The organism is Clostridium autoethanogenum DSM 10061, assembly GCF_001484725.1.
In the GTDB taxonomy this organism is placed as follows: Bacteria; Bacillota; Clostridia; order Clostridiales; family Clostridiaceae; genus Clostridium_B; species Clostridium_B ljungdahlii.
The window spans coordinates 4,146,926-4,168,494 of sequence record NZ_CP012395.1; the positions used below are offsets into that span (position 1 = coordinate 4,146,926).

Genomic DNA, 21,569 nt, shown 5'->3' on the forward strand with positions numbered 1-21,569 from the left:
AATTTGTAAGTTTTGAGAAACAGAAAAAATTAATCTATCAGTGATAATGAGCATTATGATATAATGAAAATACATTTTAAATTTAGGTTGAATGGGGAAATTATGGATTGGATTGATTAAATGAAATTTTTATATAAAGTTATATTAGTGCTTGGAATTTTAATTGCTTTAAGTTGTTTTGTTCAATTTGTAGTGTTTAATAAATTTTTTATTGCTAATACTAATTCTTTATTATTGAGTACTAATGAAAAAGCCTCAGAAAATGTTAGTATGCAGCTTGTAGAAAATTTTAACAAAATACAGAATTTTGTAAAGACAGTTGCTGCAAATGAGGAAATTAGAGAAAATCAGGAACTTCTTAATAAATTTAATGCAATCATACCTGAAGTAGACGTAGTAACAATTTTTAATTCTAGAGGAGATATTTTACACATATCTGGTAACGCGCATATACCAAATGTTTCAAACTTGGCATATAGAGATTATTTTCAGCAAGCAGTTCATGGTAAAACTTATATTAGTAATGTTTTTACAAGCACCAGTGGAGTTAAGGTAGTTGTAATATCAGTTCCAATTGTGAAAGATGGCAGCATTGATGGTGTAGTTGTTGGGGCTGTTAAATTACAAGGAACTTATTTAGCATCCATGTTTGATAATAAGAAATTTGGAAGAAATGGTTATATTTCTATTTTAGACAGCAAAGGTTATGTTGTTTATCATCCTAATAAAGAACTAATAGGTAAGAAATCTGTAACTTTTGATAAATTGCAGGGAAAATCAAGGTCAAAGATAATGAAAGACTATTCGGGGAAGGAGCAGTTTGTTGGGTTTAGTAAAGTTCCAAATTTGAACTGGTATGTACTTGTCATTACCCCTACTGCCGACATAATGACAAGTAGGAATATTGTAGTTTATGAAACATTCCTGGGGTCAGTTGTAGTTGGTATTTTGATTATTTTACTTGGTATATATACAATAAAACGATACAGTAAGCCATTGAATAATCTAATCTTTTCATTTAACGCTTTGAAAGATGGAAAATATAAAAAGATTGAACCGCATAATTATGGCGAAGAGTTTCAGGAAATGGTTATAGTTTATAACAATACAATTGAAAGATTGAAAAAAGAGTATAATGACCTTGAAGAAGCTGCTGACATTGATTCTTTGACAGGTGCTTATAATAGACGTGCCTTTAATAAATTTTTAAGTACTTTGAAACAGGAAATGAGTAATTGTGGTTTGGGGAGAGTAGGAGCCCTTTTACTAGATATTGACAATTTTAAAAAATTGAATGATACATCAGGGCATTTAGCTGGAGATAATGTACTTAAAAACCTTGCTGAAATAATGAAATCCTCTGCTGGAGATAGGTCTGTATTTCGTTTTGGTGGAGATGAATTTGCTGTTGTAATTCGCAATATTTCAGATGAAAGATTGTTATCCATTGCAGAAGCAATTCGATTAAAATGTGAAGAAACTTTAAATGGTTGTACTGTTAGTATTGGTGCAGCTAAATTTCCCAAAGATACTTATTCTATAGATAAGTTGATAGATTTTGCGGATAAGGCTCTTTATATAAGCAAAAAAAGTAGAAATAAGGTAACTATTTTTGTGAAATAAACTTAAATTCTAAATTTGAAAAGGAGAAGCTGCAATGGAATTATGGGATGTATATGATAGTGAAAGAAATAAAACAAATAGGACAATGGTTCGGGGAAGGGATTTTAATGAAGGCGATTACCATATGGTTGTTCACATTTGCATATTTAATTCGAAGGGTGAGATGTTAATTCAACAAAGACAGCCATTTAAAGAAGGTTGGTCCAATATGTGGGATATTACAGTTGGGGGAAGTGCAATTGAAGGTGAGACAAGTCAAATGGCTGCAAAAAGAGAACTGATGGAGGAATTAGGAATCAAAATTAATCTGCAGGATATAAGACCACATCTTACAATTAATTTTGATAATGGATTTGATGATGTATATTTAATTCAGAAGGATATAGATATTGTTGATTTAACTTTACAATATGAAGAAGTTAAATGTGTAAAATGGGCTTCAAAAGAAGAGATTTTTTCTATGATAGATAGTGGAGAATTTATTTCATATTATAAAAGTTTAATACAATTATTTTTTGATAGTAAAAATCAATATGGATGTCATCAAACAATATAAAAAGTAATTGGAGGAAATGTTATGTTTCAATCAAGATGTGGAGTGTGTTGTAATGAATGTGAGAGAAAAGAAAAAGTAAATTGTACAGGGTGTATTAATATGGAAAAGCCATTCTGGGGTGGAGAATGTGGTGTAAAAAAATGTTGTGAAGGTAAGGGCTTAAATCACTGTGGAGAATGTTCAGAATTTCCATGTGAGATGCTTTCTACTATGGGGGCTGCAGAGGGTTTTGATCCAGAACCCAAAATTCAACAATGTAGAAAATGGGCTAATGAATAAAATCAAAATAATGTTAGTACATTAAAATATTTAGAAATAGTTTATTTGTGAAAAACAATCATAGTAATTATTATGGTTGTTCTTTTTATGGTAAAAAATGATTGACAAGTTACTTTGCAAGATGTATTATTCATGTAAGGTATAGTACTATGATGGTACTATGCTAGAGAAGGAAAATACAAATAATAAATAATTTAAATTAAGGGAGAAGGAAGAAATGAGCAAGTCAAATAAAAAGCAAATCGAAGAATTTAGTGAACTTTGGCACCAAATTATTAAAAAATCTAATTTTAGAAAGATAGAAGATCAATTTCAGCGGTTAAATGGATTAACAACTATTGAGATTAGTATAATTAATATTGTTTCAAAAAATCCTGATGTAATTTTGGGTGAAATAGTTCTAGCCTTAGATATACCAAAAAGTACGCTGACAAATGCTATTAATAGACTTGAAAAGCGAAATTATATAAATAGAATTATTAGCAAAAGAGATAGAAGATCTTATGGACTAAAACTTACTGAAGAAGGTCATCTTGCTCAAAAAGAACATTTGGATTTTGAACATACGGTATATGGAAGACTATTGGATGCCCTTGATACTGATGAAGAAAAACAAGAATTATTTAAATTATTTAGGAAGATGATTAATAATTTAGAAGAGTAAAAGGATTTGATTAATATTTTTAGGACAAATATTAAAATTTGGAGGATGAATTTATTATGGATATGGTTACATTTTATAGAACTTCAGGAGTATTTATTATTTTAGTTGCATTAGGATTTACTATTAGTCAAACAGGTATAACTAAGTTATTTAATTATCCTCAAATACTAAGATCTCCTGTTGATGTTATTTTGTCAAAATATTATAAGGGAGGAGCAAAATTAAAATTTTTTTGGACCTGTTTTGCATTGAGCTCATTAATGCTAATTCCAATGTCTGCAATATTTTATAAAGTTTTAAATAGAAATGATACTCCTTATTTAATAATTGGAGCAGCATTTGGGATGGTATCTGGAGTTTTTTATGTTTTAGGACTTATGAGATGGACATTTTTAGCAGATAATTTATCAAGTAAGTATATAAATGAAGTTGATAATACCAATATGAAAGAAACAATTGAAATAATTTTTCAATCTTTTCATGTGTATTGTGGAAATTCAATTGGTGAAACAATGGGATTCTTATGCATGGGTATATGGATTAGTATATCAGGAATATCAATGATTGGTTCAAAAATATTGCCTTCATTCATAGGTTTAGGATTTATTGTTTGTGGTATAGGAATATTTTTAGGCCCTTTAGAGTGGGTAGGTGTTAAATTTGCCAACAAAGTAAATAAGTTATCTATGAAAATATTAATGTTGCTTCTTGTGTATATGGGAATAAAATTAATTATTTGTTGAACATATCAATATTAAATAAATTTATAGTTATTATTTTATATAAAAAAGGAAGGTAATAAAATGAAGTATGGATTTTTTCCAAGGATGATGTGGTTTGCTTTTCACGGTTCATTTGAGAAACAGTTACATATTATGACAGGTGATGATCCAAAGATAGTGATGAAGAAAGCAAAAATTGTTTATCAAAGAATTTTAGAAGAGATTCCTGAGTTTGATAAAAATGATAAATTCATTGCAAATATTTTAAACGCAGCTATGTTAGCCGCTGTATATATGAGTCTTAAAGAAAAAACAAAGCTTGATGATATTACAACGTATTATCATAAGGCGATGAATGAAAGTGTGATAATGAAACATTTCATGAAAAATCAAAACAAATATTCCAATGAAGCACAAACAAAATTAGCACAACAGGCAAAAGTAAGTCAAAGTAAAACTAATCCTTGTACGTGGAAATTTCGTTATGAAGCTGGATCTGATATAAATAGTTTTTATATGTATTTTGATACTTGTGGAATATGTTATCTGTTTCAAAAGCTTGGCATATCAGAAATAACACCTGCAATGTGTTCCTATGATTATGATATGGCCAAGCGAGGAGGTTCAGTGCTTACGCGGCAGTATACTTTAGCGAAAGGTGGAACCTGCTGTGATTTTCATTATCAGAAAAAACATTAGAATAGTTTTTATAATTAAAAATCGAGTTTAAATATAACAGTAAGTTATTATCATTATATAAAAGATCCAGTTAATATAAGTTGTATAAAAATTCTATTTGGTAACAACTATGGATGGGGTATTATCGGGTATGATAAGTAATATCCCAGAAAAAACTTTGAATAGTTAGAGAAAAAACTTGGATTGTTTTGAAGAAAACTTAATTAAAGAATAAAGTCTACGATAAAATGAATACATCAAAGCTAACACAATACAAAATATAAACTACTAAAACTTAAAAAAACCAAAGCAAAGGGAACTGCTTATTTAGTAGTTCCCCTCTCTATATCCTTTCTCAAATAAAATTAATATCTTTAATAAAAATGACATAAATACTTATATGGTTATATTTGATAAATAGTAAATTTATTTTATAATATAGATATGAAAAAGTACTTAATATTTATTAAGATAATAAATAGGATTGTTCTAATGCATGTATCTGATCTACAAGCATTTCATTATAAGGAGTATCAATACAGTAGGTTTGTCCGAGATTGGCAACTACACCATTAATTTTATCAATTTCTGTACGGCGTTTATGCTGACGGTCTTGATACATACTGGCATAACCGGCAGCATCGCTTATGCATACATGTTGCACAGTTTCAAGAGCTTCTGCTTGGTTAAAGCATGTGCCATCAGCTTTAGCTACAAGGACACATTCGTGAACTACTTTTGTACAGATTTCCCAGAGATAAGGATTGGAATGAATTTTGCCTAGATTACACTCCATTATTGCGGATAGGGCATTTACACCGCAGTTTACAAATAATTTTCCCCATAGCACTTTTTGAATATTATCGATGATGTTGACGGTTAGATTGCACTGGCACATGGCTTGTGCTACGATTTTCACTGCCTTTTGTGATTCATCGCAGGGAAAGTCAGGACCAATATTGGTAGGGCCACAGCCTGAGTGAAAAAATTTGCCTAGCCCAAGGCTAACACTGTTATGGCTACTAGTACCAACGATAATATGTTCCTTTTTAACAAAGTTTGCAATGTCGTGATTGTTACCAGCACCATTTTGTAACGTCATGACAATGGTTTTTGGGCCGATTATAGCTTGATTTTCTTTGACTGCATCAAAAGTGTTGATACTTTTTACAAATACAATCAATAAATCCTGAATTCCGATATCAGTTCCACTTATTGAAGCTTTAATGGTATAATTTGATTCAGTATTGTCTTTTTCAACCTTGGTTAGACCATTTGTATTGATGGCATCTACTTGGGGCTTATAACTATCCAGCAGTGTTACTTCATGGATACAGGAAAGATAGGTAGCATATAGACTCCCCATAGCGCCAGCTCCTAAGATTGCAATTTTCATAGTCTTACCTCCTGTAACATAAAAATGTAATTTAAATTTCAAATTACACTTTAGCATATCGAAATAGTAAAATAAAATGCAGATTATTCAATGGAATCATGATGAAATTTCATGTAATATATTAAGTTATGATGAAAAGGGGAGAGTATTTGTGGACATAAATAAATATGCACTTTTTGTAAAAGCAGCTGAAATTGGAAATTTGACAAGAGCTGCCATGCAATTAAGCTATAGCCAGACTGCGGCCAGTCATATGATTTCTTCTTTAGAAGATGAGCTAGGGGTTAAACTTTTGTATCGTGGAAGAAATGGAGTTTCTGTAACAGAAGAGGGGGAACAGATTTTAAGTTTGGCAAAAGAAATTGTGATAAATGATGAGAGGATACATCAAATTATTGGTCAGGAAGGAGTATACAGAGGGAATGTACGAATTGGAGTCATTACTAGTGTGGCGGTACAATGGATGCCTAAAATAATTAGAAAATTTCGCAAAGAATATCCACTGGTAGAGCTGCAGATAAATGATGCCATTAATTATGAATGGATTAAAGACTGGTTTTCTAAAGATGAAATTGATTGTGCTTTTACTGCAGAAAATGGAATGAGTAATGGTAATGATATTCCACTAATATCTGACCCTTATTATGTAATAATGTCTAAGCACCATCCCCTTTGTAGATATGAGAAGATTACGAAAGAACTACTGGCAGGGGAAACTTTTGTTATTCCAAGTGAAGGAACTAACTATTCTATTGGGAAAATTTTACGGCAAGCAAAGGGCAGGTTACTAGAACATACTAGATTTTTAAGCGATCAATCAACTATTGCTTTAGTTCGGAGTGAATGTGGTATCAGTATTCTGCCGGAACTGGTGTTAAATTCTTATTCTTGTGAGGGACTAGTTAGGAGAAGATTGGAACCTGAGGTGAGTAGAACCATTTGCCTTTGCCTCCCGAACAGAAAATATATAAGCCCTAGTACAAAAGCTTTTGTGGCATTTATACAAAAATGGGTTCAGAAAGAATAGTTTAGCATTAAAAGATTTCAAAGAAAAGTTAATATATAGCATGATTTCAGCAAGTGGGAGATGAAAGTTAAAAAGTTTAAAAGTAGTACTCTTTTATAAACAAATAGCATAATTTATATCTGAATATTATGATTTATTTAATAAAAGTAGGAAAAAATTAAAAAAGTGTTGACAAAGGCATGTACACAGTTTAAAATTAAATTCATCAAAGAAAAGTGATGATGGAGATAAGTAAAAAAAATATTTCACCAACAGTGAACTGGAGATAGTGTGAATCCAGTGGCAGAGTTTTTTTGAATAACACTCCGGAGTTGCAAACTGAAATATTTGTAAACTGTACCTTAAACTAAATGTTTGAGATAGGTTCAAATTAAAGTAGGAGCGTCGTATTCCATGCGTTATTTGGATACCAGTAGTAGCTGGAAGGAGACCATTATTATATGGTAAATTAGGTGGCACCGCGGATAAGCATCAATTCGTCCTATTGTTTTATTTAGGATAAATTGATGCTGTTTTTATAACCAAGGAGGAATATTAATATGTGTACAATTATGTGCTATACAGGAACGGATATGAAACATGAAAAATTTGCAGAGGCATTGCAGAGAACTGAGTCCAGAGGACCGGATATGACGGAAATTCTTACTTTGCCATCTGGTATTTTGGGTTTTCAAAGACTTTCTATTATGGATTTAAGTTTTAGCGGAATGCAGCCATTCACAAGAAAAACAGATGCAGCTATCTGTAATGGTGAAATTTATGGCTTTCGCAAAATTAAAGAAGAACTAATAAAAAAAGGGCATAAGTTTATTTCTGACAGTGATTGTGAAATATTACTTCCTATGTACTATGAATATGGACTAGATATGTTTTCAAAGCTAGATGCAGAATTTGCAACTATTATATATGATGGAAAAAAGGACAGATATATTGCAGCACGAGATCCAATTGGAATTCGTCCTTTATTTTATGGCTATTCTTCATCAGGTAAGATCATGTTTGCAAGTGAAGCTAAAAACTTGGTTGGTCTTACATATAAAATTATGTCATTTCCACCAGGACATTACTATGCTGATGGTAAATTTACGTGTTATTGTGATATAGCAGCAACAGAAAGTGATTACTGCAAGGATGATTTAGAAACTATTTGCAGCAATATTCATGATAAATTGGTAGCAGGTGTAGAAAAACGTATGGATGCTGATGCTCCTGTAGGATTCTTGTTAAGCGGTGGTTTAGATAGTTCACTCGTATGTGCAATTGCTCAGAAAATGAATCCTGAAAAACCAATTAAAACATTTGCTATAGGTATGACTGAAGATGCAATTGATTTAAAATATGCAAAAGAAGTTGCAGATTACATTCATAGTGATCATACTGTTGTTTATATGACAAAAGAAGAAGTAATTGAATCACTTGATGAGGTTATTAAAATTCTTGGAACATACGATATTACCACAATAAGAGCAAGTATGGGAATGTATTTGATTTGCAAGAAAATACATGAGATTTCTGATGTCAGAGTGCTTCTCACTGGTGAAATTTCTGATGAATTATTTGGCTATAAATATACTGATTTTGCTCCAAATGCAGAAGAATTTCAAAAGGAATCACAGAAGAGAATTCGAGAGCTTTATATGTACGATGTACTTCGTGCAGACCGTTGTATAAGCTCAAATTCTTTAGAAGCAAGAGTACCATTTGGTGATTTGGATTTTGTAAAATATGTTATGTCCATTGACCCAGAAAAGAAATTAAACAAATACAACATGGGTAAGTACCTTTTGAGACATTCATTTGAAGGCGATTACTTGCCACATGATATTTTGTATCGTGAAAAAGCAGCATTTAGTGATGCTGTAGGGCATTCTATGGTAGATTATTTAAAGGAATATGCAGAAACATATTATTCTGATGAAGAATTTGAAAAGCTATGTAAAAAATATGAATATCATGTTGAACCATTTACAAAAGAATCATTGCTATATAGAGAAATTTTTGAAAAATATTATCCAGGACAAGCAGATATGATAGTAGACTTTTGGATGCCAAACAAAGAATGGGAAGGCTGTAACGTAAACGACCCTAGTGCTAGAGTATTATCAAATTATGGTGCTAGTGGTAAATAATTAAGAAAATACTCTTACCTTAAAAATATAGGTAAGAGTATTTTTATTATGAGATTTAGCTTGTTTTGTACGCATAGCGTGTAAAATAATAAATCATCTTTTTACTTAGTTGAACTTTCAACTAATATATCATATAATTGTTAAAAGTTCAACTCCAAATAGGGGACATACTTGCTTTATTAGGTGTTGCAATTATTACTGTGTACTTCCTCATAGGGCAGCATATGAGAAAAAGAATATTTTTTATTTATGGTATATTAAAAAGTGGTTTGTCTATGCTTTAAAAGTTTGCAAAAAGTGCTTAGCTGCAGAAGATAGATATTGATCTTTCATCCATACTATAGTAGTATTCGTATCCAATGATGGTTCATTAATTTCCTTATAATTTAAATTTGTATTTGGAATAAGCTCAATCCAATCTTTTGGTACAATGCCAATTCCCATTCCTGTATCTGCTAGTAATAATATTGATCTAGTATCCTCAATTTTACAAAGTATTCTTGGATTAAATCCTGTTTGTTTGCATAATTCTATTATCATTTTTTCATATCTGCGATGTACTAACAGAGGCTTACCTGCAAGTTCGTTTAGACATATCTTTCCTTTATTGTTCCAATAGAAACTGTTACTGCTTGCAGCCACCATTGGTTCAATAGGTAAGTTTATTGATTCGTAAATTTCTGAGTTCAAAGGAGTACGTATAATTCCAATTTCAATTACGCCGCTTTTTAACAATTCTAAGATTTCATTTGTGCTGCATTCTTGTATCTCAAAATTTATTTTTGGATATTTTTTATTAAAACTATATATTCGCTGAGGTAAAAGGATATCTCCTGCAGAAGATATGGTACCGATGGATAGAGTTCCTTCCATTCCTTCATTAAAGTCCTTTAGCTCTTTAACTGTTGATTCCATTAATTCTATTATTTGCTTAGATCTATGCCATAATCTTTTACCTGCGTCAGTTACCTGAAATTTTCGAGTAGTTCTTTCTATCAATTTAACATTTAATTCTTCTTCTAGAAGTTTCAATTGCTGACTGAGATGTGGTTGAGCTATATGTAATTTTTCAGATGCTTTAGTTATGCTTTTTTCTTCAGCAATTGTAAGAAAATAAGTAAGCTGCTTAATATCCATAAAAGTAGTCACTCCATGTATTAGATTTATACGTATTTTTGTATAAGTATAATAGTTTATACGTATTTTTAGTATATATGTTTATTTGTTATAATAGTAAGTGAAATAATAAATAAAGTCAAGTGAGGTATAAAAAATTTGCTTTAGATCTAGGAAATTCAGGAATTTTAATTATTATATTTATCCCATAGAATATAGATACATTAGTATCTACATCAACTATGAATTTAAGCACGATAGGGGTAGTACTGTCTTATACATTTTATCTTTATGTATTACCTATTATATTTTCATACATCTTAAATATTCCAGTGGAACTAAAATTAAATGTGAGTGCAATATTAGCTATAAATGATATGTTAAGAGGTGATTATCATAAAATTTCTTATTGTTAGTGAAGACCAATCTATTAGTTCTATTTTATCTAAAATTATTCAAGACCACAATCTTGGAGAAACAATTGAATATAGCTGTTCTCAATTTATTTCAGAAAGTTATCTGTTAAATATAAAAGCTATTGATATCCTTATTGTAAGTTTACCAATAGCTATTGTTAATAAATTAATTTCTAAATTTGATGGAAAAATTATAGTAGTTTCTGACATAAGTGATAAAACAATTATTGCCCAAGCTTACTTATTAGGAGTTGAATATTATATTACTAAACCAATTAATGAACTTGAGATTGTAGAAGTTATTAAAAAAGTAGTAAAACTTATAAAACTACAAAAATACATGTATAATATTAAAAATATATTAAATATGACAGGAACAAAAACTTAACTATAAGTTAGTTACTAGCTTTTTTCCCACGAATAATCCAAATAATTAATCCTATAAAAAAGCCACAGAATGCTGGTAATAACCATCCAAACCCATAATCAAAACCAGGTAAATACAAATGAGCAAAGTTAACAAGTTGTGTTACTATATAACTTTTTACAAATGGATCAGGCAGCGCCTTACAAAAGTCAAAAAATGCTGCAATACCTGTTAGCACAGTTGTCCATCTATAAATATCATTTTGTTTATGTATAAATGGAGTTAATAGTGACAATACAATTAAAGTAATTGCTAATGGATATAAAAACATAAGTACTGGTAAGGATAACTTAATTATGCTATTTAATCCAAAATTGGCAATTGCAAAGGAACAAACTGTAAATAAAACTGCATATTTTTTATAAGGAATGGATTTTGGAAACATTTCACTAAACATTTCAGAACAAGAGGTAATTAATCCAATAGCTGTTTTTACACATGCAATTGCTACGATAGCTGCTAATAACACTTTGCCAACAAAGCCAAAATAATGATTACTTACCATAGATAAAATACTTCCGCCATTATCAGCACGCTTTATACTGCCTAAGCTTGTAGCTCCCATATAAGCTAATGATCCATAGATAACAGCCATACCAACAACACTAACTAAACCCGATTTACATGTTTCAACAGCAATTAAATTTGGATTTTTAATACCTAACTTTCGTATATTAGAAATAATGATAATTGCAAAAGCTAAGGATGCTAAGGCATCCATAGTATTATATCCATCTAATAAGCCAGTAAATAATGGCTGAGTAACATACTTCCCTTGAGCTGCATATTGACTAACTTGTCCCATTGGCTTTACAAAGGTAGCAATTAATAGAACAGATAGAAGTACTAAAAAAATAGGAGTAAGATATTTACCTATCCAATCTAAAATTTGTCCTGGCCTTAATGAAAAATAAATGGTAAAGACAAAAAATATTAGTGAGAAAATAAATAATCCAAGTTTCAAATCTCCACTAGAAATAAAAGGATGAATTCCTACCTCAAATGCAACTGTGGCAGTACGAGGAATTGCAAACAGTGGACCAATTGTTAAATATAATAAGCAGGTAAATATTTTTGAATAACGTGAACTAATTGGACCTGCCATATCAAGCAAACTTTCACTTTTTGAAAGTGCTGATGCAACAATTCCTAAAATAGGCAATCCTACACCTGTAATTAAAAACCCAATAGTTGCTGTTAAAGTATGATTTCCGGCTTCTTGTCCCATTTGCACCGGAAAGATTAAGTTACCTGCACCAAAAAATAGTCCAAATAGTAATGAACCTATTAATAAATTTTGATTAAAACGTAGCTTTTCTTTCATAAATAGCCCTCCTCAAATGTTTAAATAATACCTTATTCAATTAGAAGCAATACATATGTAATTGATTTCTAAATATATGTAAGCAGCGTAATGCACACGAGAATGATAGCATAATTAGAATATAAATGCAATATATTACATTTTAGCTGGTAATTAGAGTATGCTAAAATAAATAACTTAAAATATATAGTATAAAAAGAAAAAGTTTTGGATACTTTCAGACGCTTAAATTAAAGAAAGCATAAGAATAGCAGCTATCAATTGGCGATAGCTGCTTATTTTTCATAAAGTGTATATTATTTTACTGTGTTAGTTACCTGAACTCTGAGTTGTTTGTCCAGATGATGTTCCTGAATTTGAACCTCCAGTTGTTTGTACAGATGAAGGCTTTGAATCCGAATTTCCAGTCGTTTGTCCAGATGAGGCTTTTGAATCTGAACCTCCAGTTGTTTGTCCAGGCGATGTTTTTGAGCCTGGATTTTGAGTTGTTTGTCCAGATGAAACTTTTGAGCTTGGATTTTCGGTTGTTTGTCCAGATGAAGCTTTTGAACCTGGATTTTCGGTTGTTTGTCCAGATGAAGCTTTTGGGCCTGGATTTTCGGTTGTTTGTCCAGATGAAGCTTTTGAACCTGAATTTCTAGTTGTTTGTCCAGATGAAGCTTTTGAATTTGAATTTTTAGTTGTTCCTTTTGATGAATTTGTAACATCAGTGGATTGATTTGGAACGACAGTTTCTACATCGGGGGTTTGCGTATTAGCAGATGCCCCTTTCAAATAAGATTTTCCTAAGACTCCAGCAAATACAAGCAAAATAATTGATACAACAATTATCAGTGCCTTTTTAGTATTACCAGGGTTCTTATTTCCATAACGTACTTTCCTATTTCTTCTATTTGTTGTTTCTTCAGTGCCTAACGGCTTCCTCATAACTTTTGTAAAGTCATCCTTTTCATCAGAAACTATTGCTTCAGGTTTTTTAACTGTATTTGAGATTGTCTCACTTATACTTTTGGGTATATTAAACAATAAAGCTAAAATTCCATTTTGTCTTAAAGAATCTATCTGCTTAAAATTTTCAGGTGATCTGAGTACAATGGCAGGCTTATTGCGCATTGCATATTGATCATCTCCATATACTGTAACTGAAAATTTATCATTCTTACTTAAAAAAGGAATGTAGACATCCAAAATGTTATCTTTTAGTGAAGAATCAAATTTTAATCCTCTTGTTATTTTTGCATCTGTAATATTTAAGTGAGTTTGTTGACTTTGTATATTTAGGGTTAACTTATTAATTGTTTTACTAGATATATTACTAACGGTAATAATGTATGCACGAATTCTTTTATTATCTTTTATAGGCATAGCACTTCTTATATTACATAATAGCCTAGGTGCTAAATTTTTGTAATAATCTAATAGTAACCCTGATATAAAAGATATCACTATAGTTACAATTGCAGTTTTAATAATATTTATCATATTAATCTTCGCTTCCTTATCCTTTCCAAATTACGTAATTAAATTATAAGGTAGATATATATAAGTGTCAAACTTAAAAATTAATTATAATTAGCCCCAAAATTCAGATAAAAAGTGTTTGCTTTTGATGGGAGCTGAGTTGATAAACAAAATTCTTTGTATCAGAAGTTTAAGCAAAATATGTTAAAAAATTATGAATTCATATATTTTTTACCCCAAAGGCATAGTTCAGTTAAGATGTTTTCTAAGGATTTTCCTCTATCTGTAGGTATATACTCTACCTTAGGTGGTATTGTTGTATAAGCAATTCTTTCAATAAGACCATCCATCTCCAAGGACTTTAATTCTTGAGATAGTACTTTATGACTTATATTAGGAATAGATTTTTTAAGCTCCCCATATCTTATAGGATCATTTTTCAATATATGCCATAATATTATTGCTCTCCACTTACTTCCAATTACAGTCATGGCAAATCCTATGGAACATTTAAAATCCTTTTGTCTTTTTCTTTGATTTGGAAATTTTTCAATTATGTCTCTATTCATACCCTATCCTTCTTTCCAAATGGTAAGTATCTGATTAAAAAGTGCGTACTTGTATGTGTACTCCAACAAAACTATTATAGTATACATAGATATTAATTGCTATGGATTAATAAAATAGTGTTTAATACATTAATGTATAATATATTTAGGAGATAAAAATCATGACAAGAAAGTATAATTTATACCAAATTGATTCATTTACAAAAGAAAAGTTCACAGGAAATCCAGCAGGAGTAATAACAAATGCAGATGGATTAACTGATTATGAGATGCAAAAAATTGCTAGAGAACTCAATAATTCTGAGACAGCTTTTATCTTTTCTTCAAATAGCAGAGAATATGATGCTCATATACGTTTTTTCACTCCAACAAATGAAGTGCCAATTTGTGGCCATGCTACTATTGCTGCTCATTATGCCCGTGCTGTAGAAAATGGACTTGATACGTCAAGAGTTTATCATAAGACGGGTGCCGGAATTTTACCTGTTGATATAGTAAAGAAAAATGAGGATTATAAAATTGTTATGACGCAGGGCAAAATTGAATTTGGTACCATTATTGACGGTATGAGTAGAAAAGAACTTTTAGCAGCACTTAATATAAAAAATAGTGATCTACTGGAAAACTATAAAATTCAAATTGTGTCTACAGGTCATTCTAAAGTTATGATTGGTATAAAGAGTATTGAAATTTTAAATGCACTGGAGCCGAATTATGATGCACTTTCTAAGCTAAGCAAGGTTATTAAATGTAATGGATATTATGTTTTTACAACTGATTTACAAAATAGTGATATTTTAATACATGGTAGAATGTTTGCACCTGCAATAGGTATTAATGAGGATCCTGTTACAGGCAATGCAAATGGCCCTTTGGGTGCATATCTTGTCCATCATAACCTTATTCACCACAATAATTCTTTATTTAAATTTAAGGCTGTGCAGGGCGAAGCTATAAGAAGGCCAGGAATTATTGAAGTTGAGGTAAATATAGAAGATAAAGAGCCGGTAGAAGTTAAAATTTCTGGAGACGCTGTAATAACATTTAAAACTGAATTATTATTAAATGATTAAAGAAAAAATCTATATTTTTAGATTATACTTATTTATGACTAATTTTAACAATTAGCGCCAGGTATTGACTATATGAGCATTGTTTAATATTATATTCTCATGAATGAGAATTAGAAAGAAGGTCTTTATCATAAAGAATATAATATTTGATGTTGACGGTACATTATGGGATACAACAGAAATTGTAGCAAAAGCCTGGAACAGGGCAATTTCAGAAGTAGGGAAAGCAGCTCCACTTATAACATCCTCTGTGTTAAAAAAAGAGTTTGGAAAAACTATGGATGTAATAGCAGATGATTTGTTCTATGATGCTAGTGAGAGTAAAAGAAAGTTGATAATTAATAGATGTTGTAAATATGAGCAGGATGCCTTGAGAGAAAATACAAATAACCTGCTGTTTCCCGATGTAAAAGAAACCATTAGGAAATTATCAGAAAAATGTCATTTGTTTATTGTGAGTAATTGTCAGTGCGGCTATATTGAATTATTTATGAAGAAGGCAGGAATTGAAAAGTACATTACAGACTTTGAATGCTTTGGAAATACAGGTAAGGGCAAAGGAGAAAATATAAAGCTTGTTATAAAAAGAAACAATTTGAATGATGTAGCATATGTTGGAGATACCCAGGGAGATTATGAGGCAACGATACTTGCTGAAATTCCTTTTATATTTGCAAAGTACGGTTTTGGTAGTGTTGAAAATTACTATTTAGCTATTAATGAAATAAAAGAATTGTTGAATTTGTGCTAGAAGGGAAAAATATTCTTAATGTAGGAAGAGGAAGTGCAGAATATATGGAATGAAAGTGATATTAAGAAGCATACAGATAACACTATAGGTGACTTTACCAAATTAAAATAGAATTTGAGAGAAATTAAATTGAAAATAAGCATAAATTTGTTTTTTAAGCAAATTTATGCTTATTTTTTAATTTTTTACATTTAAGAAATAGGATTAATACTGCAAATTTATTTCGGTAAATATTTTCTCCCTCTTACATATCTTCTTATGGATTCCCCTGCTTCAGCAAGTTGAAAAGCATCAACTAATATTCCCTCTTTATTTTTAACCTTGAGTTTTTCAGCATTAAAAAAATAAAAAGAATCCTTAACTAATCCATCTTTTACAGAATCCAAAGAACAATATAAGATCTTTGTACATTCTTTATTAAGCTGGACAGTATACCTATTATAGCCATCCCAATCACAAAAATAAGGTATAAAATATTTAAAATCAAAACTATCCAAGAATTTTTTGCAATCTTCTCTGTTATTAAAATAATTTAAACTATTAATTTTTAGTCATCTCCTTCTTACATAAGTTTAGGATTGCCTAACTCATTGATTATATTATACTTGCTACTTGTCTTGTTGCCAATATATATTTTTTAATATTATAAGTAATAGAAAAATTTAAAATGGTAAGACATGACTAGAATTAAGAAAAAATATGGGGACATAATAAAAATGCAACTAATCTATTTTAGGCATTTGAAAAAATGGGCTAGCATACTGACTAGTTATTTTTTGAAAATGCCTTATGGGAGGGTAATAAAATGAAAAAAATTGATGAGGCAATTGATAGAATTAGGACGCTTGAATGCCCAACGGGAGACTTAGAAAATAGAGTTACAGAAATACTAGAAGACTATGGGGTTGCAGATAGAAGCAAAATAAATGTTAATAGAGATGAATATTTTGATAAGGATGAAGCACAGGCATATCGAGTTCAAATACTGAATCAGGAGCATCCTATTATGGTACTAGCTAAATCAGGATATGATGACTATGTTGCGAAGGTTACAGATGTTTATTAAAGTAGAAAATCTAAAGTTTAACTCTAAGTCTAAGATAAGGTAACATTAAACTTTATGCAGGCTACGGCATTCCTTCTTAAGGTCATAGATGAAGGATGCGTAGGCTGTAGTAGTAAAAAATGATATAGCTCTTTACGTATAGTTAGTGGTTACAGCACGAACTTTTCTAAAACGTTAGCTACTCCATTTTCTTCATTTGTTAAAGTGACATAGTCAGCAGTATGCTTTATTTCATCTGAAGCATTTCCCATGGCTACAGGGAGTCCTGCGCATTTAAGCATGTCCAAATCATTTGGAGAGTCTCCAATACAAATGACTTCCTTAGTAGGTATGTCCAAGTATTGGCACAGTTTTTTTACACCAGTACCTTTATTAGTATTTTTGCTCAATACTTCAAAGGTATAAGTACATGTTTTAAGTACTGAAAAATTTTCATAAAAATGTTGCGGTAAACTATCGCCTAGCAGCAAATTTTTATCATAGGTACTTCTAAATTTAAAATCACTGTAAGGGGACATGTCAAATCCAAAATGATGTACATAGTGCTTTAAAACATCTGAGTTTTCATTTATTAGGTTTACCTTTAGTATGTTGTTACGTTTTATTAAGTTTTTGAATTCAGTTATCTCATATTTTGTATTGTTTGCAACAGATTCTAATTTACCATATAAGTTGTTCTTATAAACTGAGTACGTACCATCATTATAAAAACATAAGTCTAGGTTTAAGTCTTCTGCCATGTTATATAAATATTCTAGATCCTTGCTGTTAAAAGGTGACTGAAAAATAATTTTATCCTCAGTATTGTTTTGTACATTAGCGCCAGTACAAGTTACGCTGTATTGATTATTTGCTATTAAATTCAGATCAGAAAGATTATGTTTAATTCCATCTATTGGTCTTCCAGTACAAAGAACAATTTTAACATCTTTTTCTGTAGCTGCTTTAATAGCTCGTTTATTTTCATTGGATATTGACTTGTCGTCTTTAAGTAAAGTTCCATCCATATCTATAAAAACAATTTTATACATTAAAATATTACCTCCTCTAATATTCTATGAACTAATAATACATTTGTAATTTTAGATTTTACTTTATATAAACAGAGTTTTTGGCATCAGATGAAGTACTATTAAATTATACAATAGGAATAAATACAAGACAATAATGAGAGATAGTTTTAACATATAGGTGGCAATTCAAGGAACGCTTAAAAAAGTATGCCAAAGACATACTTTTTTAAGTAGTACTATTTTTTTAATGCATCTGGATTAGCATAAACTTCATCCGGTTCGGAACCTGTCCTTATTCCTTTATCAAGCTGCTGAATTTTAGCCATGTCATCTTTACTTATTTCAAAATCAAATATGTCTGTATTTTCTTTTATTCTTGATGGAGTAGTTGATTTTGGAATAGTTACAACTCCCATTTGTAAATCCCATCTAAGCACGATTTGAGATACTGTTTTTTTATATTTTTTTGCAAGCTCTTTTAGAAGGGGAATTTCAAATACTTTACCCCTCATTAAGGGAGACCATGCTTCTAATTGTATACTATTTTTTTGGCAGAACTCTCTTAGATCGTTTTGAACTAGCAGAGGGTGAAATTCTACTTGATTCACCATTGGCATAATTTCAGCATTTGACATTAAGTCTTTCAAATGACCAGCGGTAAAATTGCTAACACCTATTGCTCGTACATATCCTTCTTTATAAAGCTTTTCTAAAGCTCTCCATGTTTCATTATGCAGTGGATTAGGCCAATGAATTAAATATAGATCAAGGTAATCTGTTTTTAGTTTTTTAATAGAAGTTTCAAAAGCTTTTAAAGTTTTTTCATAACCTTCATCGGAAATCCAAACTTTACTTGTTAAAAAGATTTTTTCTCTAGGTACTTTACTTTCCTTTATCCCAGTACCAACTCCATCTTCGTTTTTATAGAAAGCAGCAGTATCTATATGACCATAACCAACTTTGAGAGCTTCTTTTACTGAGTTAATAACAGAAGGACCATCAGCTTTATAAGTACCGAAGCCTATCCAGGGCATTTTTACTCCATTATTTAAAATTGTGCAGCTCTTTATATCTTGCATTTTAATCATCCTCCCAATTATAGTAAATACAAAATAGCATTTATATATTACCAATATACTTTTAGAAAATCAACATATTTTATTTATTATGTCAAAGTATGCCTTTATTTTATATAGTATATCTAACACAATTAGAAGTATATAGAATAATATGTAGTGCAAAGAAACTATTAAAGTAGACTAAATGGGAGGATTATTTATGAAAGCAGGATTTAGAGAATTTTGCAAGCATGTTGATATAGTTAATTCTCAAAAAATTATAGATATCCTATCGAGTTTTGGAGATGATAAAGCTACTGGAAATCGTTCTGCAGGGTCGAAAGCAAGTACTGAAGCTGCAAATTATCTTTATAGAGAGTTTGAAAGGATTGGGTTGAAAAACCTAAATAGGGACAAGTTTTACAGTTGGGGTTGGACTTATAAAGGTGCTAATATTTCATATAAAGATGAAGATGGACAAGAACAGAAGATTGTTTTAGGAGGTTATGCTACAAGTATAGAAGCAAAGGATGACTTTTTTAAAGTTGTAGATGGTGGAAGTGGAACAATAAGTGACTATAAATCTTTGGGAGATGTTACAAATAAATTAGTGTTAATTAGTATTGATCCATTCAATGACTTTTGGATATCGCAACCAGCATATCAGGCTTATTTAAAAAGAGCAAAGGCTGTTCTTGTTGTTACAAAATATAAAGTACAGCATAAAGATTACCTTATATCTCAGCCAGTAGAAGGACCATCTTATGCTCATGTTCTTGCTATTAGTAAAAGAGATTCTGATATATTAAAAAACCTTATAAATAAATCTGCGGATAGGGAAATAACAGTTAAATTAGATGCACATTCCTATGTTGAGTTAGAAAAAGCTTCTTACAATATATGGGGAGAAATACCTGGAAAAACTGATGAAGTTATATATTTAATGGCTCATTATGATGGATATTATCATTCTTACTTTGATGATGCCTCTGGAGTTTCCACGATATTAGGTATAGCAAAGGCAATAATAGATAGTGGATATAAACCTAACAAAACTATACGAATTATTACTCATGGTGCTGAGGAATGGGGAAAAGAAAATTCAGATTATGACTGGGCAATGGGAGCCTATGAGGAAATTACTCATATTCATCCAGAATGGTCAAAAAAAGCATTTGCTGTTATTAATATTGATGGAAATTTTCCTGTGCCTAATGAAAGAAATTTTCAGATAATGGTATCCGATGAATTACTAAAATATACTAAAAAGAGTGTAAAACCCATTTTGCATCATACAGCCTATAAATTTGAATTTATATCACCAACTTCTACTGGCAGTGAAGAGTTTTGTTATACTAAGACAGGTATTCCTTGTATTACAGCAAGGGATTCTATGACATCTAGTATATATTATACTAATATTTATCATAGTTCCATGGATAATAAAGCTTTTGGATTTGACACTAAAACCTATAAGTTAAATCATATATTATATGCAAAAATATTGTTTGATTTAGATGCTGTGCCTATTAGACCAATGGATTTTTATGAGCGTTTCTTTAAAATGAAAGAAACTATAGATTCTAATATTGTAGAAAAATCTTTGGTAAAAACTATTAAAAAGGCTTCCCATTATGCACAAGAATTATCTTCAAAAATAGAAAAATTAAATTTTAGAAATGCTAGCATGACAGGTGAAAATACTGATTGTATTAAGCTTAATTTAAAACTTTTTCAATTGTACAAAATGATGCAGAACAGTTTTATAAGATTAAATTGGGAAGTAAATGTTGTATTTCCTCATGAAAACTATGAAAAAAATGTTGATTTATTAAAAAAGTCAATTAAAGCGTTAAAAAATAGAAGAGAGAGCCTAGAAGAAATTGTTAACAAATATATAAAGTCTATCGATTTTAATAAATATGTCTATGATTTTGATAGAATAACCTATGAGTTTTTTTCAAGGCGTGTAACACATGGAAATAGTAATACTTGGGGTTATAATTTAGTAGAAAAACCAAATGAAGATTTATATGAAGTGGCACAATCTTTAAGAAGTAAGTTCAACGAAAAGAATCCAGATGTAGATGCAGAAATATCGGCATTGAGAAAAGCACTTAAAAGACAAGCTATGTATTTAAAAGAAATAGTTTTTAGGGAAAAAACTGATATTAAAAGAATAATAGTTAAAATGAAAAAGATTAGTTCTATAATTTAAGTT

Annotated in this window: 21 protein-coding genes and 1 other annotated feature; of the genes, 13 read left to right on the forward strand and 8 right to left on the reverse strand. The window is 30.3% G+C overall.

Features of this window, described 5'->3' with window-relative positions:
• Nucleotides 1-120 precede the first annotated feature (120 nt).
• From CLAU_RS18920 to CLAU_RS18945, 6 genes are all read left to right on the forward strand, one after another.
• Complete coding sequence (locus CLAU_RS18920; RefSeq protein WP_013238418.1) at nucleotides 121-1,623, forward strand: sensor domain-containing diguanylate cyclase; 1,503 nt, start codon at nucleotides 121-123, stop codon at nucleotides 1,621-1,623.
• A 34-nt stretch (nucleotides 1,624-1,657) separates the two neighbouring features.
• Nucleotides 1,658-2,179, forward strand: a complete 522-nt coding sequence (locus tag CLAU_RS18925) for an NUDIX hydrolase (RefSeq protein ID WP_013238419.1) — start codon at nucleotides 1,658-1,660, stop codon at nucleotides 2,177-2,179.
• Nucleotides 2,180-2,200: 21 nt separating this feature from the next.
• Nucleotides 2,201-2,458: a DUF3795 domain-containing protein gene (locus CLAU_RS18930; protein ID WP_013238420.1), complete on the forward strand. Its 258-nt coding sequence runs from the start codon at nucleotides 2,201-2,203 to the stop codon at nucleotides 2,456-2,458.
• A gap of 217 nt (nucleotides 2,459-2,675) precedes the next feature.
• Nucleotides 2,676-3,122 (forward strand): MarR family winged helix-turn-helix transcriptional regulator, encoded by a 447-nt coding sequence (locus CLAU_RS18935; protein WP_013238421.1) that lies wholly within the window; start codon nucleotides 2,676-2,678, stop codon nucleotides 3,120-3,122.
• A 56-nt stretch (nucleotides 3,123-3,178) separates the two neighbouring features.
• Nucleotides 3,179-3,865 carry a DUF4386 family protein gene (locus tag CLAU_RS18940; RefSeq protein ID WP_013238422.1) on the forward strand — a complete coding sequence of 229 codons (687 nt, stop codon included), beginning with the start codon at nucleotides 3,179-3,181 and terminating at the stop codon, nucleotides 3,863-3,865.
• A 60-nt stretch (nucleotides 3,866-3,925) separates the two neighbouring features.
• Complete coding sequence (locus CLAU_RS18945; RefSeq protein WP_013238423.1) at nucleotides 3,926-4,543, forward strand: L-2-amino-thiazoline-4-carboxylic acid hydrolase; 618 nt, start codon at nucleotides 3,926-3,928, stop codon at nucleotides 4,541-4,543.
• A gap of 445 nt (nucleotides 4,544-4,988) precedes the next feature.
• Here CLAU_RS18945 and CLAU_RS18950 read toward each other — a convergent pair whose 3' ends face one another.
• Complete coding sequence (locus CLAU_RS18950) at nucleotides 4,989-5,918, reverse strand: ketopantoate reductase family protein (RefSeq protein WP_013238424.1); 930 nt, start codon at nucleotides 5,916-5,918, stop codon at nucleotides 4,989-4,991.
• 151 nt (nucleotides 5,919-6,069) lie between these two features.
• Between CLAU_RS18950 and CLAU_RS18955 the strand changes: the two genes are divergently transcribed.
• Together CLAU_RS18955 and asnB are read left to right on the forward strand one after the other, a co-directional pair.
• Nucleotides 6,070-6,945, forward strand: a complete 876-nt coding sequence (locus CLAU_RS18955) for a LysR family transcriptional regulator (protein ID WP_013238425.1) — start codon at nucleotides 6,070-6,072, stop codon at nucleotides 6,943-6,945.
• Nucleotides 6,946-7,154: 209 nt separating this feature from the next.
• Nucleotides 7,155-7,432: a binding site (T-box leader), on the forward strand.
• Between the two features lie 52 nt (nucleotides 7,433-7,484).
• On the forward strand, nucleotides 7,485-9,074 hold the full coding sequence (gene asnB / locus CLAU_RS18960) for an asparagine synthase B (RefSeq protein ID WP_013238426.1): 1,590 nt from the start codon (nucleotides 7,485-7,487) through the stop codon (nucleotides 9,072-9,074).
• Between the two features lie 273 nt (nucleotides 9,075-9,347).
• Here asnB and CLAU_RS18965 read toward each other — a convergent pair whose 3' ends face one another.
• Nucleotides 9,348-10,211: a LysR family transcriptional regulator gene (locus CLAU_RS18965; RefSeq protein ID WP_013238427.1), complete on the reverse strand. Its 864-nt coding sequence runs from the start codon at nucleotides 10,209-10,211 to the stop codon at nucleotides 9,348-9,350.
• Nucleotides 10,212-10,577: 366 nt separating this feature from the next.
• Here CLAU_RS18965 and CLAU_RS18970 point away from each other — a divergent pair, with 366 nt between their 5' ends.
• Entirely contained in the window at nucleotides 10,578-10,994 is a 417-nt protein-coding gene (locus CLAU_RS18970; protein WP_013238428.1) for a response regulator, read from the forward strand.
• Nucleotides 10,995-11,001: 7 nt separating this feature from the next.
• Here CLAU_RS18970 and brnQ read toward each other — a convergent pair whose 3' ends face one another.
• From brnQ to CLAU_RS18985, 3 genes are all read right to left on the reverse strand, one after another.
• Nucleotides 11,002-12,357, reverse strand: a complete 1,356-nt coding sequence (brnQ, locus tag CLAU_RS18975) for a branched-chain amino acid transport system II carrier protein (RefSeq protein WP_013238429.1) — start codon at nucleotides 12,355-12,357, stop codon at nucleotides 11,002-11,004.
• Nucleotides 12,358-12,666: 309 nt separating this feature from the next.
• Nucleotides 12,667-13,839, reverse strand: a complete 1,173-nt coding sequence (locus tag CLAU_RS21270; protein ID WP_013238430.1) for a hypothetical protein — start codon at nucleotides 13,837-13,839, stop codon at nucleotides 12,667-12,669.
• A 191-nt stretch (nucleotides 13,840-14,030) separates the two neighbouring features.
• Entirely contained in the window at nucleotides 14,031-14,387 is a 357-nt protein-coding gene (locus tag CLAU_RS18985; RefSeq protein WP_013238431.1) for a winged helix-turn-helix transcriptional regulator, read from the reverse strand.
• Between the two features lie 161 nt (nucleotides 14,388-14,548).
• Here CLAU_RS18985 and CLAU_RS18990 point away from each other — a divergent pair, with 161 nt between their 5' ends.
• Nucleotides 14,549-15,460: a PhzF family isomerase gene (locus CLAU_RS18990; RefSeq protein ID WP_013238432.1), complete on the forward strand. Its 912-nt coding sequence runs from the start codon at nucleotides 14,549-14,551 to the stop codon at nucleotides 15,458-15,460.
• Between the two features lie 103 nt (nucleotides 15,461-15,563).
• Nucleotides 15,564-16,211, forward strand: a complete 648-nt coding sequence (locus CLAU_RS18995) for an HAD family hydrolase (protein ID WP_013238433.1) — start codon at nucleotides 15,564-15,566, stop codon at nucleotides 16,209-16,211.
• Nucleotides 16,212-16,429: 218 nt separating this feature from the next.
• On the opposite strand, the gene CLAU_RS19000 is transcribed toward CLAU_RS18995, so the two are convergent.
• Entirely contained in the window at nucleotides 16,430-16,708 is a 279-nt protein-coding gene (locus tag CLAU_RS19000; protein WP_013238434.1) for a hypothetical protein, read from the reverse strand.
• 308 nt (nucleotides 16,709-17,016) lie between these two features.
• Between CLAU_RS19000 and CLAU_RS19005 the strand changes: the two genes are divergently transcribed.
• A complete protein-coding gene (locus CLAU_RS19005) occupies nucleotides 17,017-17,277 on the forward strand; it encodes a hypothetical protein (protein ID WP_013238435.1) in 261 nt (86 codons plus the stop codon).
• Between the two features lie 149 nt (nucleotides 17,278-17,426).
• Here the strand turns inward: CLAU_RS19005 and CLAU_RS19010 are convergent, their stop codons facing one another.
• Nucleotides 17,427-18,308 (reverse strand): Cof-type HAD-IIB family hydrolase, encoded by an 882-nt coding sequence (locus CLAU_RS19010; protein ID WP_013238436.1) that lies wholly within the window; start codon nucleotides 18,306-18,308, stop codon nucleotides 17,427-17,429.
• Between the two features lie 218 nt (nucleotides 18,309-18,526).
• Entirely contained in the window at nucleotides 18,527-19,369 is an 843-nt protein-coding gene (locus CLAU_RS19015; RefSeq protein WP_013238437.1) for an aldo/keto reductase, read from the reverse strand.
• Between the two features lie 199 nt (nucleotides 19,370-19,568).
• On the opposite strand from CLAU_RS19015, the gene CLAU_RS19020 reads away from it, so the two are divergent.
• Nucleotides 19,569-21,566 (forward strand): M28 family peptidase, encoded by a 1,998-nt coding sequence (locus CLAU_RS19020; RefSeq protein WP_013238438.1) that lies wholly within the window; start codon nucleotides 19,569-19,571, stop codon nucleotides 21,564-21,566.
• The last annotated feature ends 3 nt before the right edge of the window (nucleotides 21,567-21,569 follow it).